Raw genomic sequence first — 17132 nt, 5'->3', positions numbered from 1 at the left:
AGGCGGGATTGGCCAGACTTAGCCGGGAAGATACCAGTCGCGGCGGTGGTTCATCGCCAGAACAAACGACAGGATGGCCGCGCCGACCAGCGACCACATCACCTGTGGCAGCGGCAGGACAAAGAAGGCGACCGCGAACAGCGCCAGATCCCAGCCCATCTGCACCCATCCGGCGCGAATGCCCGTGGCGTCCTGAACCACCACCGCCACGATGGTCACGCCCCCCAGGCTGGATCCGTGGCGGAACAGCCCCAGGATGCCCACCCCGGCGATCACGCCGAACAGCACCGCGGCCACCCCGGGGTGCAGATAGCTGAGCGTCAGATAGTCCGGCAGCACTTCGGCCAGCAGCGAGACGGCGGTGACGGCGATGAAGCTCTTGATGGCAAAGACCGGGCCGCGCTTCCACCAGGCAAAGCCATAGAACGGCAGGTTGACCGCAAAGAAGGTCAGGCCAAAGCCCCAGCCCATGGCATAGGACAGCAGCAGCGCGAGCCCTGCCGTGCCCCCCGTCATCAGCCCTGCCGATCGTAGCAGCATGATGCCAAAGGCCCCCTCGATGATCGAGATGACAAGGCCCTGAACGTCTTCAAGGCGGCTATAGCGCGGGGTCGTGGGAACGGCACTGGCGGTCATGACATCCTCGGGGATGGGGGATGCCAGCAAGATGTTGCAGCGCAGCATATGCGTCAATATTGCTGACGCATTTTCGATTGGTCGCATGGCAGGATTGCCCCTGCCGCATGGCGGTCAGGCCGCGATATAGCGGTCCCTGCGGTGATTTATGGCAATCACCAGATTGACCACCAGCGCACCGATGAAACTGTAGGCAACGGCGGAAAGCGGCAAGATCAGCAGCGCCGCCGCGAACAGCACCGCATCGAATCCCAGCTGCACCCATCCCGCGCGCCAGCCCAGCCGGTCTTGCAGCAGCAGCGCCAGGATGCCGACGCCGCCAAGGCTTGCCCCATGCCGGAACAGCGCCAGCAGCGCCGACCCCGACGCCAGCCCGAACAGCACCGCGCCGAACACCGGGTTCAGCTGTGCAAAGCTGACCCAGCCCGGCATCACCATGGTCAGCCCCGACAGCGCCGCCACCGAGACAAAGGTCTTGAGCGTGAACCGCCAGCCCATCCGCCACAGCCCCAGCGCATAGAACGGAATGTTGATGACAAAGAACACCGGGCCAAAGCCCCAGCCGGTGGCATAGGCGATCAGCACCGCCAGCCCCGCCGTCTGCCCCGTCACCAGCCCCAGATGAGTCAGCACGATCATGCCAAAGGCGGCCATCGTGGTGCCATAGGCAATGCCCTGGGCGTCTTCCAGCAGGGAATGGGTATCGGGATCGGTCATGACGGCCTCGTGGTCTTTCGCGCGCCATGCAGCATGAAACGGGCCGCTCTGCAATGCCCCGCCCCCCGCAGGGCCGGCCGCGACTGGGGCAAGGCGGACGCCCCTGCGGGGACGGGGCATCAGACGGGCGGGGGCGTCCAGCTGAGTTGCCGGTGCAACTGGCGCCATCGGCCGCCGATCCTGCGCGGGGCATGACATCGGCGCAGCCGCCCCGGCGCGATCTGTCCGGCCGGCCCGGTCGATCACGCCGGACGCCTGCGCAATCCCGGTCCGGTCGACCGCCGGACGCCGCAATGCAAAGGGGGCGCGCCGTGGCACGCCCCCCCGATGTTCATCGCCCCGGCTCTCAGCCCTTGAGCGCCTTGTTCAGGTATTCGTCGACCTTTTCCAGATAGCCCATGGTCGAGAGCCACTTCTGTTCCGGGCCGACCAGCAGCGCCAGATCCTTGGTCATGAAGCCGTCTTCGACCGTCTGCACGGTCACCTTTTCCAGCGTCGAGGCAAAGGTCATCAGCGCCTCGTTGCCATCCAGCTTGGCGCGGTGCTTGAGGCCGCCCGTCCAGGCGTAGATCGAGGCGATCGAGTTGGTCGAGGTTTCCTTGCCCTTCTGATGTTCGCGGAAGTGGCGGGTCACGGTGCCGTGGGCGGCCTCGGCCTCGACCGTCTTGCCATCGGGCGTCATCAGCACCGAGGTCATCAGGCCCAGCGAGCCAAAGCCCTGCGCGACGGTATCCGACTGCACATCGCCGTCATAGTTCTTGCAGGCCCAGACATAGCCGCCCGACCATTTCAGCGCCGAGGCGACCATGTCGTCGATCAGGCGGTGTTCATAGGTGATGCCGGCAGCCTTGAACTTGTCGGCGAACTCTTCCTCATAGACCTTCTGGAACAGATCCTTGAAGCGGCCGTCATAGGCCTTGAGGATGGTGTTCTTGGTCGACAGATACACCGGCCAGCCCTTGAGCAGACCATAGTTCATCGAGGACCGGGCGAAGTCGATGATCGACTGGTCCAGATTGTACATCGCCATGGTCACGCCGGCGCCGGGGGCGTCGAACACGTCACGCTCGATCACGGTGCCGTCTTCACCGACGAACTTGATCGTCAGCTTGCCCTTGCCGGGGAAGCGGAAGTCGGTCGCGCGGTACTGGTCACCAAAGGCATGACGGCCGACGACGATCGGCTGGGTCCAGCCCGGCACCAGACGCGGCACGTTCTTGCAGATGATCGGCTCGCGGAAGATCACGCCGCCAAGGATGTTGCGGATGGTGCCGTTGGGCGACTTCCACATCTGCTTGAGGCCGAATTCCTCGACCCGAGCCTCATCGGGGGTGATGGTGGCACATTTCACCGCAACGCCGACCTCTTTGGTCTTGTTGGCCGCGTCGATGGTGATCTGGTCGTTGGTGCGGTCCCGCTCTTCGATGCCAAGATCGTAATACAGCAGGTCAACGTCCAGGTAGGGCAGGATCAGTTTCTTCTTGATGAAGTCCCAGATGATCCGGGTCATTTCATCGCCGTCCATCTCGACGATGGGGTTTGCCACCTTGATCTTGCTCATTCGTGCCGCCCTTTCCGGTTGGAGGATTCGCTGCGCGCGTCTTATCGCACCCGCAGCGATTTGGGAAGTCCGGTATGCGATTGCATACCGAAATACCCGATCCCCGCCCGAAGGTCAGCCGCCGGTCTGGCGTTGCAGCTTGCGCACCTGATCGGCGGTCATGTAGCCGGTGGCCGGATCGCCCTGCTTGCGCTGCCAGTCGGCAATGGCGCTGCGGGTCAGCGGGCCGAAACTGCCGTTGGTCCCCTGGGTGCTGTGCCCCAGCAAGGTCAGGCGCAACTGGATCTCGCGCCGCTCGGCCGGGGCCAGGTCCAGCGCCTTTTCCGCCTGTTCGGCGCTGCTGCCTGGGCCGGGGCGCACGGGCGCAAGGCGGTTGTGCTGTTCGGCAATCTGGCGCAGCTGCTCGCGCGTGACATAGCCGGTCTGGGGCTGGCGGTTCGCCGCCTGCCAGCGGGCGATCGCGGCGCGGGTATTGGTGCCCCAAAGCCCGTCCGCCCCGCGCGTGTCATAGCCCAGATCGGTCAGCTGGCGCTGAATCTCGGTCTTTTCCAGCCGGTTCAGGCCGATGGCAGCCTCGAGCGCGACCGGATCGGTGCCCGGGCGCGGCGGATAGACCCCGGGCCGGCCGGGATCGGGGTTCATGACCGGCGGCAGCAGCCGGCGCAGGGCCTGTTCGGCATCGGCCTTGTGCAGCCCGTTGGGGTAGCGCATCAGATAGCTTTGATAGGCGGATGGCGTATCCAGCCGCTGGGCATCGGCAAAGGCGCTGCGGTCCATCTGCTGTTGCAGCATGGTCTGGGCGATGCCCGACACGGTATCGCCAAAGCTTTGCTGGGCAGGTGCCGCGACAGGCAGCGCCAGCACGGCGCCAAGCACAAGGGGAAGAACGACAGTCCGCATGATCGGGTCTCCTTCGCAATCCGGCCGGGCGGGGGCCTGGCAGACAGGCAGACAACGCCCGAAGCCTGACAGCGGTTCCTTGCACCCAGCTTGCAGCCGGGCCTAGGGCTCGATCCGCCCGGCCTCCAGCCGGACCACGCGGTCCATGCGCGCGGCAAGGTCAAGGTTATGGGTGGCAATCAACGCCGACAGGCCGGTTTCGCGCACGATGTCCATCAGCACCGCAAAGACCTGATCCGAGGTGCCGGGATCAAGGTTCCCCGTCGGCTCATCGGCCAGCAAGAGCTTGGGCGCATTGGCCAGCGCGCGGCAGAACGCGACGCGCTGCGCCTCGCCCCCCGACAATTGCGCGGGGCGGTGCCCGGCGCGCGGCGCCAGCCCGACGCGCGAGAGCAGATCCATCGCCCGATCCTTGGCCGCCCGGCTGGAGGCCCCATTCGCGAGCTGCGGCAGCATGACGTTTTCCAGCGCGCTGAATTCGGGCAGCAGGTGGTGGAACTGGTAGACAAAGCCCACCTCGGCCCGCCGGATCGCCGTGCGCGCCCGGTCCGACAGGCGCCCGGCATCCTGGCCGGCAATCTCGACCGTGCCCTTGTCGGGCGTGTCCAGAAGCCCCGCGATATGCAGAAGCGTCGATTTGCCCGACCCGGATGGCGCGACCAGCGCCACCACCTCGCCCCGCGCGATGGGCAGGCTGGCGCCGCGCAGCACATGGACCGCGCCGGGGGTGCCGGGGTTATAGGTCTTGTCGATCCCGTCCAGCCGCAACACCGTCTCACTCATGGCGCAGCGCCTCGACCGGGTTCATGCGGGCGGCCCGCCAGGCCGGCGGCAGGGTGACGACGAAGGACAGGCCCAGCGACAGGCCCGCCGCCTTCAGCACATCGACCAGCCGCAATTCGGCCGGCAGGGCATAGATGCCACGGATCGACGGATCCCACACACCGCCCTGCCCGATCCCGTTCACCACGGCAAAGATGAAGTCGATGTTCTGCACGAACAACACCCCAAGGATCAGCCCCAGCGCCGTGCCGGTCACCCCCGTCGCCACACCGCACAGGAAGAAGATGCGCAGCACCGCGCCTTCGGTCAGGCCCATGGTGCGCAGGATGCCGATGGCGCGGCTTTTGGTGCGCACCAGCATGATCAGCCCGGCAATGATGTTCAGCGAGGCGATCAGCACAAGGATCCCCAGGATCACGAACATCACGTTGTCCTCGACCGTCAGCGCCCGCAGGAAGCTGCCCGAGGCATCGCGCCAAGTCCAGATCAGCGCCCCCTCGCCCGCCGCCTGCATCAGAGGCAGCGCCATGTCGTCCACCGCATCGGGGTTCTTGACCATCACCTCGATCTCGTCGGCCTGGCCTTCGCGGTTGAAATAGCTCTGGGCCTCGGCAAAGGGCATGTAGATGCGGGTGCGGTCGATGTCCCAACGCCCGGCAGTGAAGATGGCCACCACCTCATAGGCATTGACCCGCGGGCTGGTGCCAAAGGCCGTCTTGACCCCCTCGGGCGAGATCAGCTTGATCCGGTCGCCGACCATCACCCCCAACTCGCGCGCAAGGCCCGATCCGATAGCGATGCCCTGATCGAAACGGTCGATCTCGCCTTCGATGTCGGCCTCGTCGCCCGCAACGCGGGGGATGCCGCGCAGGTCCGGCAGCGTGATCCCGAACACCTCGGCCCCGGCGTTGCGGCCATTGGCATTGGCCATGATCTGGCCCCGGATCAGGGGCGCGGCGCGCAGAACATCGGGCACCGTGGCCAGGCGTTCGGCCCAGCCCTCATAGTCGCGGATGCCCCGCTCGATCCGCCCGGCATCGTTGGTGCGGGCGCTGGCATAGACCGTGACATGGGCATTGGCGCCCAGGATCGTATCGACGAACTCGGTGCGAAAGCCCGAGCGCACAGCCAGCGTTGCCACCAGCGCAAAGACCGCCAGCGTGATCCCCATCAGGCTGATGATGGTGACAATGGACACGCCGCCATCGGCGCCGATCCCGCGCATGTAGCGCCAGGCGATCATCCATTCGAAACGGGAAAAGGGTGCGGTGCGGCTGGCCAAATCGTCCCCCAGGTTGTCCGGCAGCCATGCCTGCCGAGCGGCCAAAGGTCAAGCCGCGCCGGGGCTGGCCGGCAGAACCCCGCGCGATCGTGACCCGAGGATCGCCCCTGCGGCGGGCGGGGTCGCCAGGCGGTCAAGCGATGCGCCCGGCCCCGGCGTTCGATGGGTATTTGGAAAAAGGCAAAGATCAGGGAGGAAGCGCGGGGGGGCAAGGGCCATAGCAGGGATCGTGCCGCATCGTGCCCGCGGCGGGCAGCTGGCGCGCGGGTGAGGGGTCTGCGCCTTGCCCCCGGGCCGGACATCTTGGGGACGGGGGGCGGTCAGGCGCCGCGCAGCCGCCGAAACGGCCAGGCAAGCAGCGCAAGCAGCGCCGCCACCGCCGCCCAGCCAAGGGCCGCCCCGACGCCAGCCGCGATCACCCCGTCGCTGGTCACAGGCAAGGCCGGGCGGTAATCGGCCCAGGTCGCCTGAAAGGTCGCCGTATCGGCCAGCCGGTGCGGCATGGCCAACCGCTCCAGCGGGGTTGCGGCGCGCAGCAGCGCCAGATCGCTGCCGAGCCGGTCGTATCGGGCGAAATCGCCGCGCAGGTCGGTCTGGCGGTCAGCCAGAAAGGCGGTGCCGGTCATCTGCCCCAGCGCCGCCTCGCGCGTCAGGCCGTTGCGCGCGGCCGAGGCGTCGAAATTTTCGACCACCAGCTGCAGGGCATCGACCTGACCGGCCAGCCGTTGCAGATATTGCTGCGAGAATTCCGGAAACTGCGACACCCCGGCGCCACCGGCACATGCGCCGGCCAGCATCAGGATGCCGCGCAGGCCCATGTCAGAGCCCTGCGTAGATGTCCGCCACCTTGGCCACGGCGGCCTCGGGGCTCAGCTCTTCGGACGCGCCGGTGCGGCGGCAGGTCAGTTCCACCTTGCCCGCCGCCAGCCCGCGCGGGCCGACGGTGATGCGCCAGGGCAGGCCGATCAGGTCCATGGTGGCGAATTTCGCCCCTGCCCGCTCGTCGCGGTCATCATAGAGCGCCTCGAGCCCCTTGGCGGCGAGACCCTTGTAGATCCCCTCGCAGGCCAGATCGGTCGAGGCATCGCCCTGTTTCAGGTTCACGATACCGACCGGGAAGGGCGTGACGCCTTCGGGCCAGATGATGCCCTTGTCGTCGTGGCTTGCCTCGATGATCGCGCCCAGCAGGCGCGACACCCCGATCCCATGCGAGCCCATTTCCACCGGCACGCGGCTGCCATCGGGGGTGACGACCGTGGCGCCCATCGCCTCGGAATACTTGGTGCCGAAGTAGAAGATCTGCCCCACCTCGATGCCGCGGCCCACCTTGCGGTGTTCCTCGGGGATCTGGTCGAACAGCGCCGCATCGTGGGTTTCATCGGTGCGGGCATATAGCGTGGTGAACTCCTCGCAGACCGAGGCCACCTGCGCGCGGTCGTCATAGTCGATGTCGCGCGCGCCAAGTTTCAACGCGGTCACCCGGTCGTCATAGAACACTTCCGACTCGCCGGTCTGCGCCAGCACCAGGAATTCATGCGTATTGTCGCCCCCGATCGGGCCGGATGCCGCGCGCATCGGAATGGCCGTCAGTCCCATGCGTTCATAGCTGCGCAGATAGGTGACCATGTGGCGGTTATAGGCATGGATCGCCGCATCGCGGTCGATGTCGAAGTTGTAGCCGTCCTTCATCAGGAACTCGCGCCCCCGCATCACGCCAAAGCGCGGGCGCACCTCGTCGCGGAACTTCCACTGGATGTGATAGAGCGTCAGCGGCAGATCCTTGTAGCTGCCGACATGGGCGCGGAAGATGTCGGTGATCATCTCCTCGTTGGTCGGCCCGTACAGCATGTCGCGGTCGTGCCGGTCCTTGATGCGCAGCATCTCCTGGCCGTAATCGTCATAACGGCCGGATTCGCGCCATAGATCGGCCGGTTGCAACGTGGGCATCAGCAGGGGGATATGCCCCGCGCGCTGCTGTTCCTCGTGCACGATCTGCTCGATGCGGCGCAGGACACGATAGCCCAGCGGCAGCCAGGAATAGATCCCCGCCGCCTGCTGCTTGATCATGCCGGCGCGCAGCATGTAGCGGTGCGAGACGATCTGCGCCTCGGCAGGGTTTTCCTTGAGAACGGGCAGGAAATAGCGGGACAGACGCATCGGCGGCCTCTCAGGCGAAGGGTTTGCCAGTTCCTAGCGGGAAGCCCGCATCCTGACAAGGCCGCGGGGGTCCCGTGGAACAGGGCCGCACGCGGCCCCCCTTTCATCTGTCCCCAAATATCCTCGGGGGTGAATTGGCCGGCACGGCCAAGAGGGGGCAGAAGGCCCCCTGACGCCGCCTGCAACTTGCGGTGGACGAATGATCCCATGCGCGAAACACTGGGCACAGGGAATCGGCAGGGGGCCAGCCATGGACACAGCCACCGATGTTCTGGTGATCGGCGCGGGTCTGGCCGGCCTTGTCGCCGCCTGCGAGGCGGTGGCGCGCGGGCGACGGGTCATGGTGCTGGATCAGGAACCCCGCGCCAGCCTGGGCGGTCAGGCGTTCTGGTCGCTGGGCGGGCTGTTCATGGTGAATACCCCCGAACAGCGGCGGATGGGCATTCGCGACAGCCTCGATCTGGCACGGCAGGACTGGATGGGCTCGGCCGGGTTCGACCGGGCCGAGGATGCCCGCCCCCGCGCCTGGGCCGATGCCTATCTGGATTTTGCCGCTGGCCCCATGCGGGGCTGGCTGCACGGGCTGGGGATGCGCTGGTTTCCCGTCGTCGGCTGGGCGGAACGCGGCGGCGGGCTGGCCGACGGGCACGGCAATTCGGTGCCGCGCTTTCACCTGACCTGGGGCACCGGGCCCGGTGTGCTGGAGCCCTTTGTCACCCGCGCCCTGGCCGCCGAGGCGGATGGCAGGCTGACCTTTGCCTTTCGCCATCGCGTGACCCGCCTGCTGGGCGGCCCCGGCGGCATCACCGGGGCCGCGGGCGAAGTGCTGGCCGAGGATGGCGCCGAACGCGGCCGGCCCTCCAGCCGCGACATCACCGGCGCCTTCCAGATCACCGCCGCCTCGGTCATCGTCGCCTCGGGCGGCATCGGCGGGAACGAGGGGCTGGTGCGCCGCGCCTGGCCGGTGGACCGGCTGGGCCCGCCCCCCGACACCATGGTCTGCGGCGTGCCCGCCCATGTCGACGGGCTGATGATCGGCCATGCCGAGGCCGCAGGCGCCCGCACCATCAACACCGACCGGATGTGGCATTACACCGAAGGCATCCGCAACTGGGATCCGATCTGGCCGAACCATGGCATCCGCATCCTGCCCGGGCCTTCCTCGATGTGGTTCGATGCGGCAGGCAGCCGCCTGCCTGCCCCCGCCCTGCCCGGCTTCGACAGCCTTGGCACGCTGAAAATCCTGTGCCAGCGCGGCCATCCGCATTCGTGGTTCGTCACCACGCAGGCCATCGTGAAAAAGGAATTCGCGCTGTCGGGATCGGAACAGAACCCGGACCTGACCGGCCGCAACATCGCGCTGCTGTTGCGCAGCCGCTTGGGCAAGGGCGCAACGCCCCCGGTCGAGGCGTTCAAGCGCCATGGCGAGGATTTCGTGGTCGCGGAAACCCTGGAGGATCTGGTCGCCGGCATGACCCGCATCGGCGGCCGCCCGATCGAGCCTGCCCATCTGCGCGCCCAGATCGAGGCGCGCGACCGCGAGCTGACCAACCCCTTTGCCAAGGATGCCCAGATCATCGCGATCCGGCAGGCCCGCGCCTATCGCGGCGATCGGTTCATGCGCACGGCGCGGCCCCACCGCATTCTTGACCCCAAGGCCGGGCCGCTGATCGCCGTGCGCCTGCATATCCTGACCCGCAAGTCGCTGGGCGGGATCGAGACCGACCTGAACGCGCAGGCCATCGGGCAGGATGGCCAGCCGATCCCCGGTCTTTATGCCTGCGGCGAGGCGGCGGGCTTTGGCGGCGGTGGCTATCATGGCTATAACGCGCTTGAAGGCACGTTTCTGGGCGGCTGCCTGTTTTCGGGTCGGGCTGCGGGGCTGGCGGCATGAAGATCGGGGTGTTCGGTGCAGGGCTGATCGGCGGCTTCATCGGAGGGCGTCTGGCGGCAGGCGGGGCCAGCGTCGCCATGATCGGCCGCCCGGCCATGGCCGACAGCGTGGCGCGCGGCCTGCGCCTGACCGATCTGGAAGGCCCCGACAGGCAGGTGCCCCCCGAGGCGATCACGATTTCCCAAGACCCTGCCGACCTCGCGGAGTGCTGTCTGGTGCTGGTCTGCGTGAAGTCGGCGCAGACACCGCAGGCCGCCGCCGCGCTGGCCCCGGTGCTGGCGGCGGGCACACGGGTGATGACCTTGCAAAACGGCATCGGCAATGCCGAGGTTCTGGCCACCGCGCTGCCGCAGGCGCGGGTGCTGCGCGGGATCGTGCCGTTCAACGTGGTCTCGCCCGAACCGGGCGTGCTGCGCCGCGCGACCTCGGGGCAGATCATGGCCGACCGCGACGCCGGCCCCTGTGCCCCGGCCTTTGCCGCCGCCGGCCTGCCGCTGGATCTGCGCCCCGACATGGAGGCCGTGATGTGGGGCAAGCTGCTGATGAACCTCAACAATGCCATCAACGCTCTGTCCGGCCTGCCGCTGCGCGATGAACTGGCGCAGCGCGATTTCCGCCGCTGTCTGGCGCTGGCGCAGGCCGAGGCGCTGGACCTGCTGGCCGCCGCGCGTCAGCCGGTTGCACGGCTGGGGCCCCTGCCCCCGCGCCTTGTGCCGCCTGTGCTGCGCCTGCCCGATCCGCTGTTCCGGCGCATCGCCGGGCGCATGTTGCGCATCGACCCGGCCGCCCGGTCCTCGATGGCCGAGGATCTGGCCGCCGGCCGGCCGACCGAGGTGGATTTCCTGAACGGCGCGGTCGTCGCGCTGGCCCGGCGGCTGAACCGGCAGGCGCCGGTGAACGCCCGGCTGACGGCGCTGGTGCATCAGGCCCTTGCCCATCCGCGCCGATGGGACAGTGCATCCTTGCTGGCACAGCTGACAGGCTGAGCGCGCTGACAAGCCGACCCGCGATGGCCGGAACCTGCGCCCTCTGTCTCGTGCCCTGCCCCGCTAACGCGGGTTTGCCTTCGCGCGCGGAATATGCGACGGGTGGGGCATGAACGCTTCGGCATCCCTGCTGCGCCTGACGGGGGCAAGGCTACTGGCCTTGCTCATGGTGCTTGCCGTTGCCGTTCTGTGGCAGCCCCGCGCGGCAAGCCGCGCCACCGGCGCGGGCTCGGCCGAGGCGCTGCTGACCACGGCCGGGCTGCAGACCGACAAGGGCGCCGCCCCGCGTGCAACCGCCGCCGCCAAACGCGCCAGCGACGATCGCAGCCCCGGAACGCCGCCCGGGCTTGGCGCGCCGGTCACGGGCATCGCCGGTCCCGCCTGGCGGGCCGTCCTGGCCAGCCGGACCCAGGCCAGCGCCGCCTGCCCGCCCTGCGCCCCCGGATCACGGCAAGCCCCCCGCGCCCCGCCGCTGGCCTGACCCATCCTGTCGCCGCCCCGACCGCCGGGGCGCCCTGTTCCCATGACCTGCCCAGACTGGCGCCCGCGCGGCCCAAGGGGCACTTCTGGATCCTGTTCATGCAAAATACCGCCTTGTGGAAACGCCTCATCATCTGGGGCATCTGTCTTTGGGGCCTGCTGGCCGCCATGCCCAACGCCTTTTACACGCAAGTGGAAAAGCACAACGATGCCGCCGTGCTGGTCGATGCCGGCACGACGCTGACCCCAGACCAGCAGGCCGATCTGGCCGGCTGGCCAAGCTGGCTGCCGTCCAGCCTTGTGGCGCTGGGGCTTGATCTGCGCGGCGGCGCGCATCTGCTGGCCGAGGTGCGGGTGCAGGACGTCTATGCCGCGCGCATGGACAGCTTCTGGCCCGAGGTCCGCGACAGCCTGCGGGGCTTGCGCGATCAGGTCGGCGCCATCCGCCGCGTAAGCGGCGCGCCGGGCGAGCTGAAGGTGGAAATCGGCAACCCCGATGGCATTCAGGCCGCGGCCGAAGCCGTGCGCAAGCTGGCAACGCCCGTTGTCACCCTGACCGGCGTCGGCCAGAACGACATCGAGGTCACGACCGCCGGCAGCACCCTGACCATCCGTCTGTCCGAGGCCGAGCGCGTCCAGATGGACGACCGCACCATGCGCCAGAGCCTCGAGATCATCCGCCGCCGCGTCGACGAGGTCGGCACGCGCGAGCCCACCATCCAGCGTCAGGGCACCGACCGGATCCTGATCCAGGTGCCGGGCATCGGCTCGGCCTCGGAACTCAAGGCGCTGATCGGCACCACGGCAAAGCTGACCTTCAACCCGGTCGTCGGCATGGCCTCCAGCGCCGACGAGGTGGCCCCGGCCGGGGCAGTCGTGCTGCCCTCGATGAATGAAAAGGGCGTCTTCTACGTCATCGAACAGGCCCCCGTCGTCACCGGCGAGGAACTGGTCGATGCCCAGCCCGCCTTTGACCAGAACGGCCGACCGGCGGTGAACTTCCGCTTCAACCCGTCGGGCGCGCGGGTGTTCGGGGATTATACCGCCGGCAACATCGGCCGCCCCTTCGCCATCGTGCTCGACAACGAGGTCATCTCGGCCCCGGTGATCCAGAGCCATATCCCGGGCGGATCGGGCATCATCACCGGCCGCTTCACCGTGGACGAAAGCACCCAGCTGGCCGTGCTGCTGCGCGCGGGCGCCCTGCCTGCGGGCATGGACTTCCTGGAAGAACGCACCATCGGCCCCGAACTGGGGCAAGACAGCATCGACGCCGGCAAGATGGCCTCGGTCATCGCGATGATCGCCGTGGTGGTGTTCATGGTGGCGGTCTATGGCACCTACGGGATGCTGGCCAACGTCGCGCTGGGGATCAACGTTCTGCTGATCCTGGCGATCCTGTCGGTGCTGGGCGCGACGCTCACGCTGCCGGGCATTGCCGGGATCGTGCTGACGATGGGCATGGCGGTCGATGCCAACGTGCTGATCTTTGAACGATCGCGCGAAGAGCTGCGCGCCGGCAAGCCGGCCGGACGGGCCATCGACCTTGGCTTTGACAAGGCGCTGTCGGCGATCATGGACAGCAACATCACCGGCCTTCTGACCGCGGTGATCATGTTCGCTGTCGGCTCGGGCCCGGTGCGCGGCTTTGCGGTGACGCTGGGGATCGGCATCCTGACCTCGATGTTCACTGCGGTCTATGTGACCCGCCTGCTGATCCACAGCTGGAACGCGATCCGCAAACCGCGCGGCACGCCGCTGCGGGGCTTTGTCACGCTGGTGCCGAACAACACCAGGATCGACTTCTTCCGCTGGCAATGGGGCACGTTCGGCACCTCGATGATGATGATGGTGGCCTCGCTGCTGCTGGTCGCCACCATGGGGCTGAACTTCGGCATCGACTTCCGCGGCGGCTCCACGATCCGCACCGAATCGACCCAGGCCGTCGATGTCGGCATCTACCGCGAGGCGCTGGCCCCGCTGAACCTTGGCGATGTCGCGATCACCGAAGTGTTCGACCCCTCGTTCCGTGACAACCAGCATGTCGCCATGATCCGCATCCAGGCCCAGGACGGCGACGAGGCGATCACCCCCGAGGTGATCACCAGGATCGAGACCGCGCTGAAGGCCGTCGACCCGGCGATCACCTTCCCCTCGGTCGAATCGGTCGGGCCCAAGGTCTCGTCCGAGCTGATCTGGCTGGCGTTTGCGGCTGTGGCGGCAGGATCGTTCGGGATCCTTGTCTACATCTGGCTGCGGTTCGAATGGCAGTTCGCCGTTGGAACGGTGATCGCGCTCTTGCATGACGTGATCGTCACGGTCGGCATCTATTCGCTGTTCCAGCTCAAGTTCGACCTGACCATCGTGGCGGCGCTGCTGACCATCCTTGGCTATTCGGTGAACGATACCGTGGTCATCTTCGACCGCCTGCGCGAGAACCTGGCGAAATACAAGTCGATGCCGCTGCGCGATCTGATGAACCTGACCACCAACGAGACGCTGGGCCGCACCCTGATGACCGCGCTGACCACGATCATCGCCCTGGTCGCGCTGCTGGTCTTTGGCGGTGACGTGATCCGGGGCTTCGTCTTTGCGATGCTGCTGGGCGTGTTCCTGGGCACCTGGTCGACGCTTTATGTGGCCAAGAACATCGTGCTGTTCATCGGCCTCGACCGCAGCGACAAGCCCAAGAAAAAGGGCAAGGATCACGAGTTTGCCAACATAGACGCCTAAGCTGTGGCCGGGCCCCTTTGCCGGGGGCCCGCCACCTCGGGGGCCCGCCGCCCCCTTTGCACAAGGCTGCCCGATGACCCAAGCCCCGCCAAACCGCAGCCCCTTCCTGCCGCCGCTGCCGCCTGCGCCCGATCCGGCGCCCTTGATGCCGGAAAAGCGCCTCTCGGCCCTGCTGCGCGACATTGCCGACGACCCCGCGCGTGATCGCATCTCGGTCGCCGATCTGATGGCGGCCATGCAACTGCGCGCCTTCGGGGCGCTGCTGCTGATCTTCGCGCTGCCCAATACCGTGCCGGCACCGCCTGGCACCTCGGCTATCCTGGGCCTGCCGCTGGTCTATCTGACCTGGCAGCTGATGCTGGGCCGCACGCCCTGGCTACCCCGCTTCATCAACGAACGCTCGATGACGCGCCGCGACTTCGCCGCGCTGGTGGCCAGGATCTCGCCGCTGCTGGAACGGGCCGAGCGGCTGCTGCAACAGCGCCTGACGCAGATCACGACGCCCACCGCAGAACGCGCCGTCGGGGCGCTGTGCCTGATCCTGGCGGTCGTGCTGTTCCTGCCGATCCCGCTGGGCAACATGTTGCCAGCCTTCGCGATCAGCCTGATCGCGCTTGGCATCCTGGAACGCGACGGGCTGTGGATCATCGTCGGCGCGGTGCTGGGCGTTCTGTCGCTGCTGATCGTCTGGGGCGTGATCTGGGCGGTGATCAAGACCGCCATCTTCCTGCTGCTGCACGCCTTCGCGCAGTGACCCTGCGCGGCAGGGGCGGTTCAGCCCCGCGCGCCCTTTTTCAGGATCACCTGCGTCTGGCTGACCTGTGCGGCCAGCTTGCCATCATCGCGGTAGATCGAGGTCTGCCAGACCTTCATGGTCCGCCCGTTGTGGATCAGCCGCGCCACCGCCCGCGCCGTCTCGCCCGCCCCGATGGACCGAAAGAAATACGTCCGGCTTTCCGAGGTCGTGGTGAATTCGTCCTCGGCCAGATGCAGAAACGTCGCCGTTCCCCCGGTATTGTCGGCCAGCGACATCAGCGCCCCGCCATGCAGCACGCCGTTGCGGTTGATCAGCTCGGCCGTCACCGGCATTTCCGCCACCACCTCCTCGGGCGAGGCCGAGACCACGCGGATCCCCAGATGCCGGGCATAGGGCGGCTGCCCCCCGACAACGATGCTGACATGTTCTTCTGCAATGCTCATGGTGGCTCCTTCGGTGCCTTGCCGGTATGCGAAGCCCCCCGGCCCCTGTCAACGGTCCGAACTTTCGCCTTGATCCAAATATCCCGGGGGTGGCCCCGGGCCTGCCGCCCCGCGCCGGCCCCGCCATGGGGCAGCGCCCCCTCGCGCCCCTCCGGTTGCACCTGCGCGCATTCGGGCTAAAGTCCGCCCCGCAACCCGCATGTTCCATGGGGCCCCATGTTCGACGCCATCATCTTCGATCTCGACGGCACGCTGATCGACAGCGAATCCGTCGCCGTCGCCTCCGGGCTTCAGGTCTTTGCCGCCCATGGCCACCCGGTCGACGAGACCCTGTTCCACAGCCTGATCGGGGTCGATGCCGAAGGCGCGAACACCATCCTCGCCGCCGCCCTTGGCCCCGATGTCCCGCTCGAGACGATCCGCGCCGACTGGATGGCGACCTTTCGCGCCCGAATGGCCCAGGATGGCGTCCCGCTGCGCCCCGGCGCTGCCGAACTGCTGGAGCTGCTGGCCGGCACCGGCCACCGCCTGGCCGTTGCCACCTCCAGCCGCCGGGCGGGGGCAGAATGGAAACTGGCGCGCGCGGGCCTTCTGGCACATTTCGAAACGCTGGTGACGCGCGATTGCGTGACCCGCGCCAAGCCGCATCCCGAACCCTTCCTGCTGGCGGCCGAACGGCTTGGCGTCACGCCCTCGCGCTGCCTGGCCTTCGAGGACAGCGACATCGGCGCCCGTTCGGCGTCCGAGGCAGGCATGACCGTGGTGCAGGTGCCCGACGTGCTGGCCACCGACGGGCGCCATGCAAGCCTTGTCGCGCCGGACCTGATCAGTGGTGCGCGGCGGCTGGGGCTGATCGGCTAGGCAGCGCCTGGTTCGGTGGCGGTGCGCGTGGCCTCGGATGTCTGGCGCACGGCTTCGGCGATCTCGGACAGTTGCCCGGCCAGCGGGCTGGTCTTGCGCCAGACCATGCCGATCGTGCGGCTGGGGGCGGGCGCGCGGAAATGCGCGATCGAGACATTGGCCGAGCGTGTCTCGACCGGCACCGCCATTTCGGGGATCAGCGTGACCCCGATACCCGCCGCCACCATCTGCACCAGCGTCGCCAGCGAGCTGCCATCCATCAGCTCGCGCGGCCGCGTGGCGGCCAGGTCGCAAAACGACAGGGCCTGATCGCGAAAGCAATGCCCCTCTTCCAGCAGCAGCAGGCGCATCTCGCGCAGCATGGTGGCATCGGGAACCGGACGGGCGGCATCCTCGGCCGGGCGCACCAGCACGAATTCCTCGGAAAACAGCGCAACCTCGGTCAGCGAGGGTTCAGACACCGGCAGGGCGACGATGGCGGTATCCAGCCGCCCTTCGATCAGTTCGGCCAGCAGCTTGGGGGTGACCGTCTCGCGCAGGTTCAGCTCCAGCCCCGGATAGTGCTGGCCCAGCCGGGCGATGATGGCGGGCAGAAGATAGGGGGCAATCGTCGGGATCACCCCGATCCGCAGCCGGCCCGCGGGCTTGCCGCTGGCGGTCTGGGCCAGATCCTCCAGCTCGTCCACCGCCTGCAAGATGGCACGGGCGCGCTCCAGAAACACCTCGCCAAAGCCGGTCAGGCGGATCTGCCGGGGTCCACGTTCCAGCAGCGGCGCGCCCAGCGTCTGTTCCAGGTCCTTGATCTGCATCGACAGCGCGGGCTGCGAGACAGCGCTTGCCTCGGCCGCATGGCCAAAGTGGCGGTGCCGGGCCAGCGCATCGAAATAGCGCAACTGCTTGAGGGTGAGGTTCATCATCAGAATTACTTATCACGATGATCAG

The 17132-nt window shown here is 67.7% G+C and carries 16 protein-coding genes; 6 read left to right on the top strand and 10 right to left on the bottom strand.

Annotated features, from left to right (window positions below; genetic code table 11):
- Positions 1-18 precede the first annotated feature (18 nt).
- The 8 genes from G481_RS0104185 to proS form a co-directional block, all read right to left on the bottom strand.
- The gene (locus G481_RS0104185) at positions 19-636 is read right to left on the bottom strand and encodes a YitT family protein (protein WP_028028902.1); all 618 of its coding nucleotides are present in this window, start codon (positions 634-636) and stop codon (positions 19-21) included.
- A 114-nt stretch (positions 637-750) separates the two neighbouring features.
- Positions 751-1353 (bottom strand): YitT family protein, encoded by a 603-nt coding sequence (locus G481_RS0104180; protein ID WP_028028901.1) that lies wholly within the window; start codon positions 1351-1353, stop codon positions 751-753.
- Between the two features lie 346 nt (positions 1354-1699).
- Positions 1700-2914, bottom strand: coding sequence for an NADP-dependent isocitrate dehydrogenase (locus G481_RS0104175; protein WP_028028900.1), 1215 nt, complete (start codon positions 2912-2914; stop codon positions 1700-1702).
- 114 nt (positions 2915-3028) lie between these two features.
- Positions 3029-3814 carry a peptidoglycan-binding domain-containing protein gene (locus G481_RS0104170; RefSeq protein ID WP_028028899.1) on the bottom strand — a complete coding sequence of 262 codons (786 nt, stop codon included), beginning with the start codon at positions 3812-3814 and terminating at the stop codon, positions 3029-3031.
- A gap of 102 nt (positions 3815-3916) precedes the next feature.
- Positions 3917-4597 carry an ABC transporter ATP-binding protein gene (locus G481_RS0104165; RefSeq protein WP_028028898.1) on the bottom strand — a complete coding sequence of 227 codons (681 nt, stop codon included), beginning with the start codon at positions 4595-4597 and terminating at the stop codon, positions 3917-3919.
- A complete protein-coding gene (locus tag G481_RS0104160) occupies positions 4590-5879 on the bottom strand; it encodes an ABC transporter permease (protein ID WP_028028897.1) in 1290 nt (429 codons plus the stop codon). Before G481_RS0104160 ends, G481_RS0104165 begins: the two co-directional genes overlap by 8 nt.
- Positions 5880-6199: 320 nt before the next feature.
- Positions 6200-6697 carry a DUF2937 family protein gene (locus G481_RS0104155; RefSeq protein ID WP_028028896.1) on the bottom strand — a complete coding sequence of 166 codons (498 nt, stop codon included), beginning with the start codon at positions 6695-6697 and terminating at the stop codon, positions 6200-6202.
- 1 nt (position 6698) lies between these two features.
- Positions 6699-8036, bottom strand: a complete 1338-nt coding sequence (gene proS / locus G481_RS0104150; protein ID WP_028028895.1) for a proline--tRNA ligase — start codon at positions 8034-8036, stop codon at positions 6699-6701.
- A gap of 250 nt (positions 8037-8286) precedes the next feature.
- Here proS and G481_RS0104145 point away from each other — a divergent pair, with 250 nt between their 5' ends.
- The 5 genes from G481_RS0104145 (at position 8287) to G481_RS0104125 (ending at position 14883) form a co-directional block, all read left to right on the top strand.
- Positions 8287-9930 carry an FAD-binding dehydrogenase gene (locus tag G481_RS0104145; RefSeq protein ID WP_028028894.1) on the top strand — a complete coding sequence of 548 codons (1644 nt, stop codon included), beginning with the start codon at positions 8287-8289 and terminating at the stop codon, positions 9928-9930.
- Positions 9927-10916, top strand: coding sequence for a 2-dehydropantoate 2-reductase (locus G481_RS0104140; protein ID WP_028028893.1), 990 nt, complete (start codon positions 9927-9929; stop codon positions 10914-10916). The genes G481_RS0104145 and G481_RS0104140 overlap by 4 nt, the downstream gene beginning before the upstream one ends.
- Positions 10917-11025: 109 nt before the next feature.
- Positions 11026-11397 carry a hypothetical protein gene (locus G481_RS0104135; RefSeq protein WP_154664518.1) on the top strand — a complete coding sequence of 124 codons (372 nt, stop codon included), beginning with the start codon at positions 11026-11028 and terminating at the stop codon, positions 11395-11397.
- Between the two features lie 98 nt (positions 11398-11495).
- Positions 11496-14129: a protein translocase subunit SecD gene (gene secD / locus G481_RS0104130; protein ID WP_028028891.1), complete on the top strand. Its 2634-nt coding sequence runs from the start codon at positions 11496-11498 to the stop codon at positions 14127-14129.
- Between the two features lie 73 nt (positions 14130-14202).
- Positions 14203-14883: an exopolysaccharide biosynthesis protein gene (locus G481_RS0104125; RefSeq protein WP_035025060.1), complete on the top strand. Its 681-nt coding sequence runs from the start codon at positions 14203-14205 to the stop codon at positions 14881-14883.
- A gap of 20 nt (positions 14884-14903) precedes the next feature.
- Here G481_RS0104125 and G481_RS0104120 read toward each other — a convergent pair whose 3' ends face one another.
- A complete protein-coding gene (locus tag G481_RS0104120; protein WP_051294292.1) occupies positions 14904-15329 on the bottom strand; it encodes a PaaI family thioesterase in 426 nt (141 codons plus the stop codon).
- A gap of 216 nt (positions 15330-15545) precedes the next feature.
- Between G481_RS0104120 and G481_RS22795 the strand changes: the two genes are divergently transcribed.
- Positions 15546-16190 carry an HAD family hydrolase gene (locus tag G481_RS22795; protein WP_035025057.1) on the top strand — a complete coding sequence of 215 codons (645 nt, stop codon included), beginning with the start codon at positions 15546-15548 and terminating at the stop codon, positions 16188-16190.
- On the opposite strand, the gene G481_RS0104110 is transcribed toward G481_RS22795, so the two are convergent.
- Complete coding sequence (locus G481_RS0104110) at positions 16187-17107, bottom strand: LysR substrate-binding domain-containing protein (protein ID WP_028028888.1); 921 nt, start codon at positions 17105-17107, stop codon at positions 16187-16189. The genes G481_RS22795 and G481_RS0104110 overlap by 4 nt on opposite strands.
- Between the last annotated feature and the right edge of the window lie 25 nt (positions 17108-17132).

This window comes from Gemmobacter nectariphilus DSM 15620 (genome assembly GCF_000429765.1).
Classification (GTDB): domain Bacteria; phylum Pseudomonadota; class Alphaproteobacteria; order Rhodobacterales; family Rhodobacteraceae; genus Wagnerdoeblera; species Wagnerdoeblera nectariphila.
The sequence above is the reverse complement of the archived record's forward strand: the minus strand, read 5'-3'. Positions and strand labels throughout refer to the sequence as shown.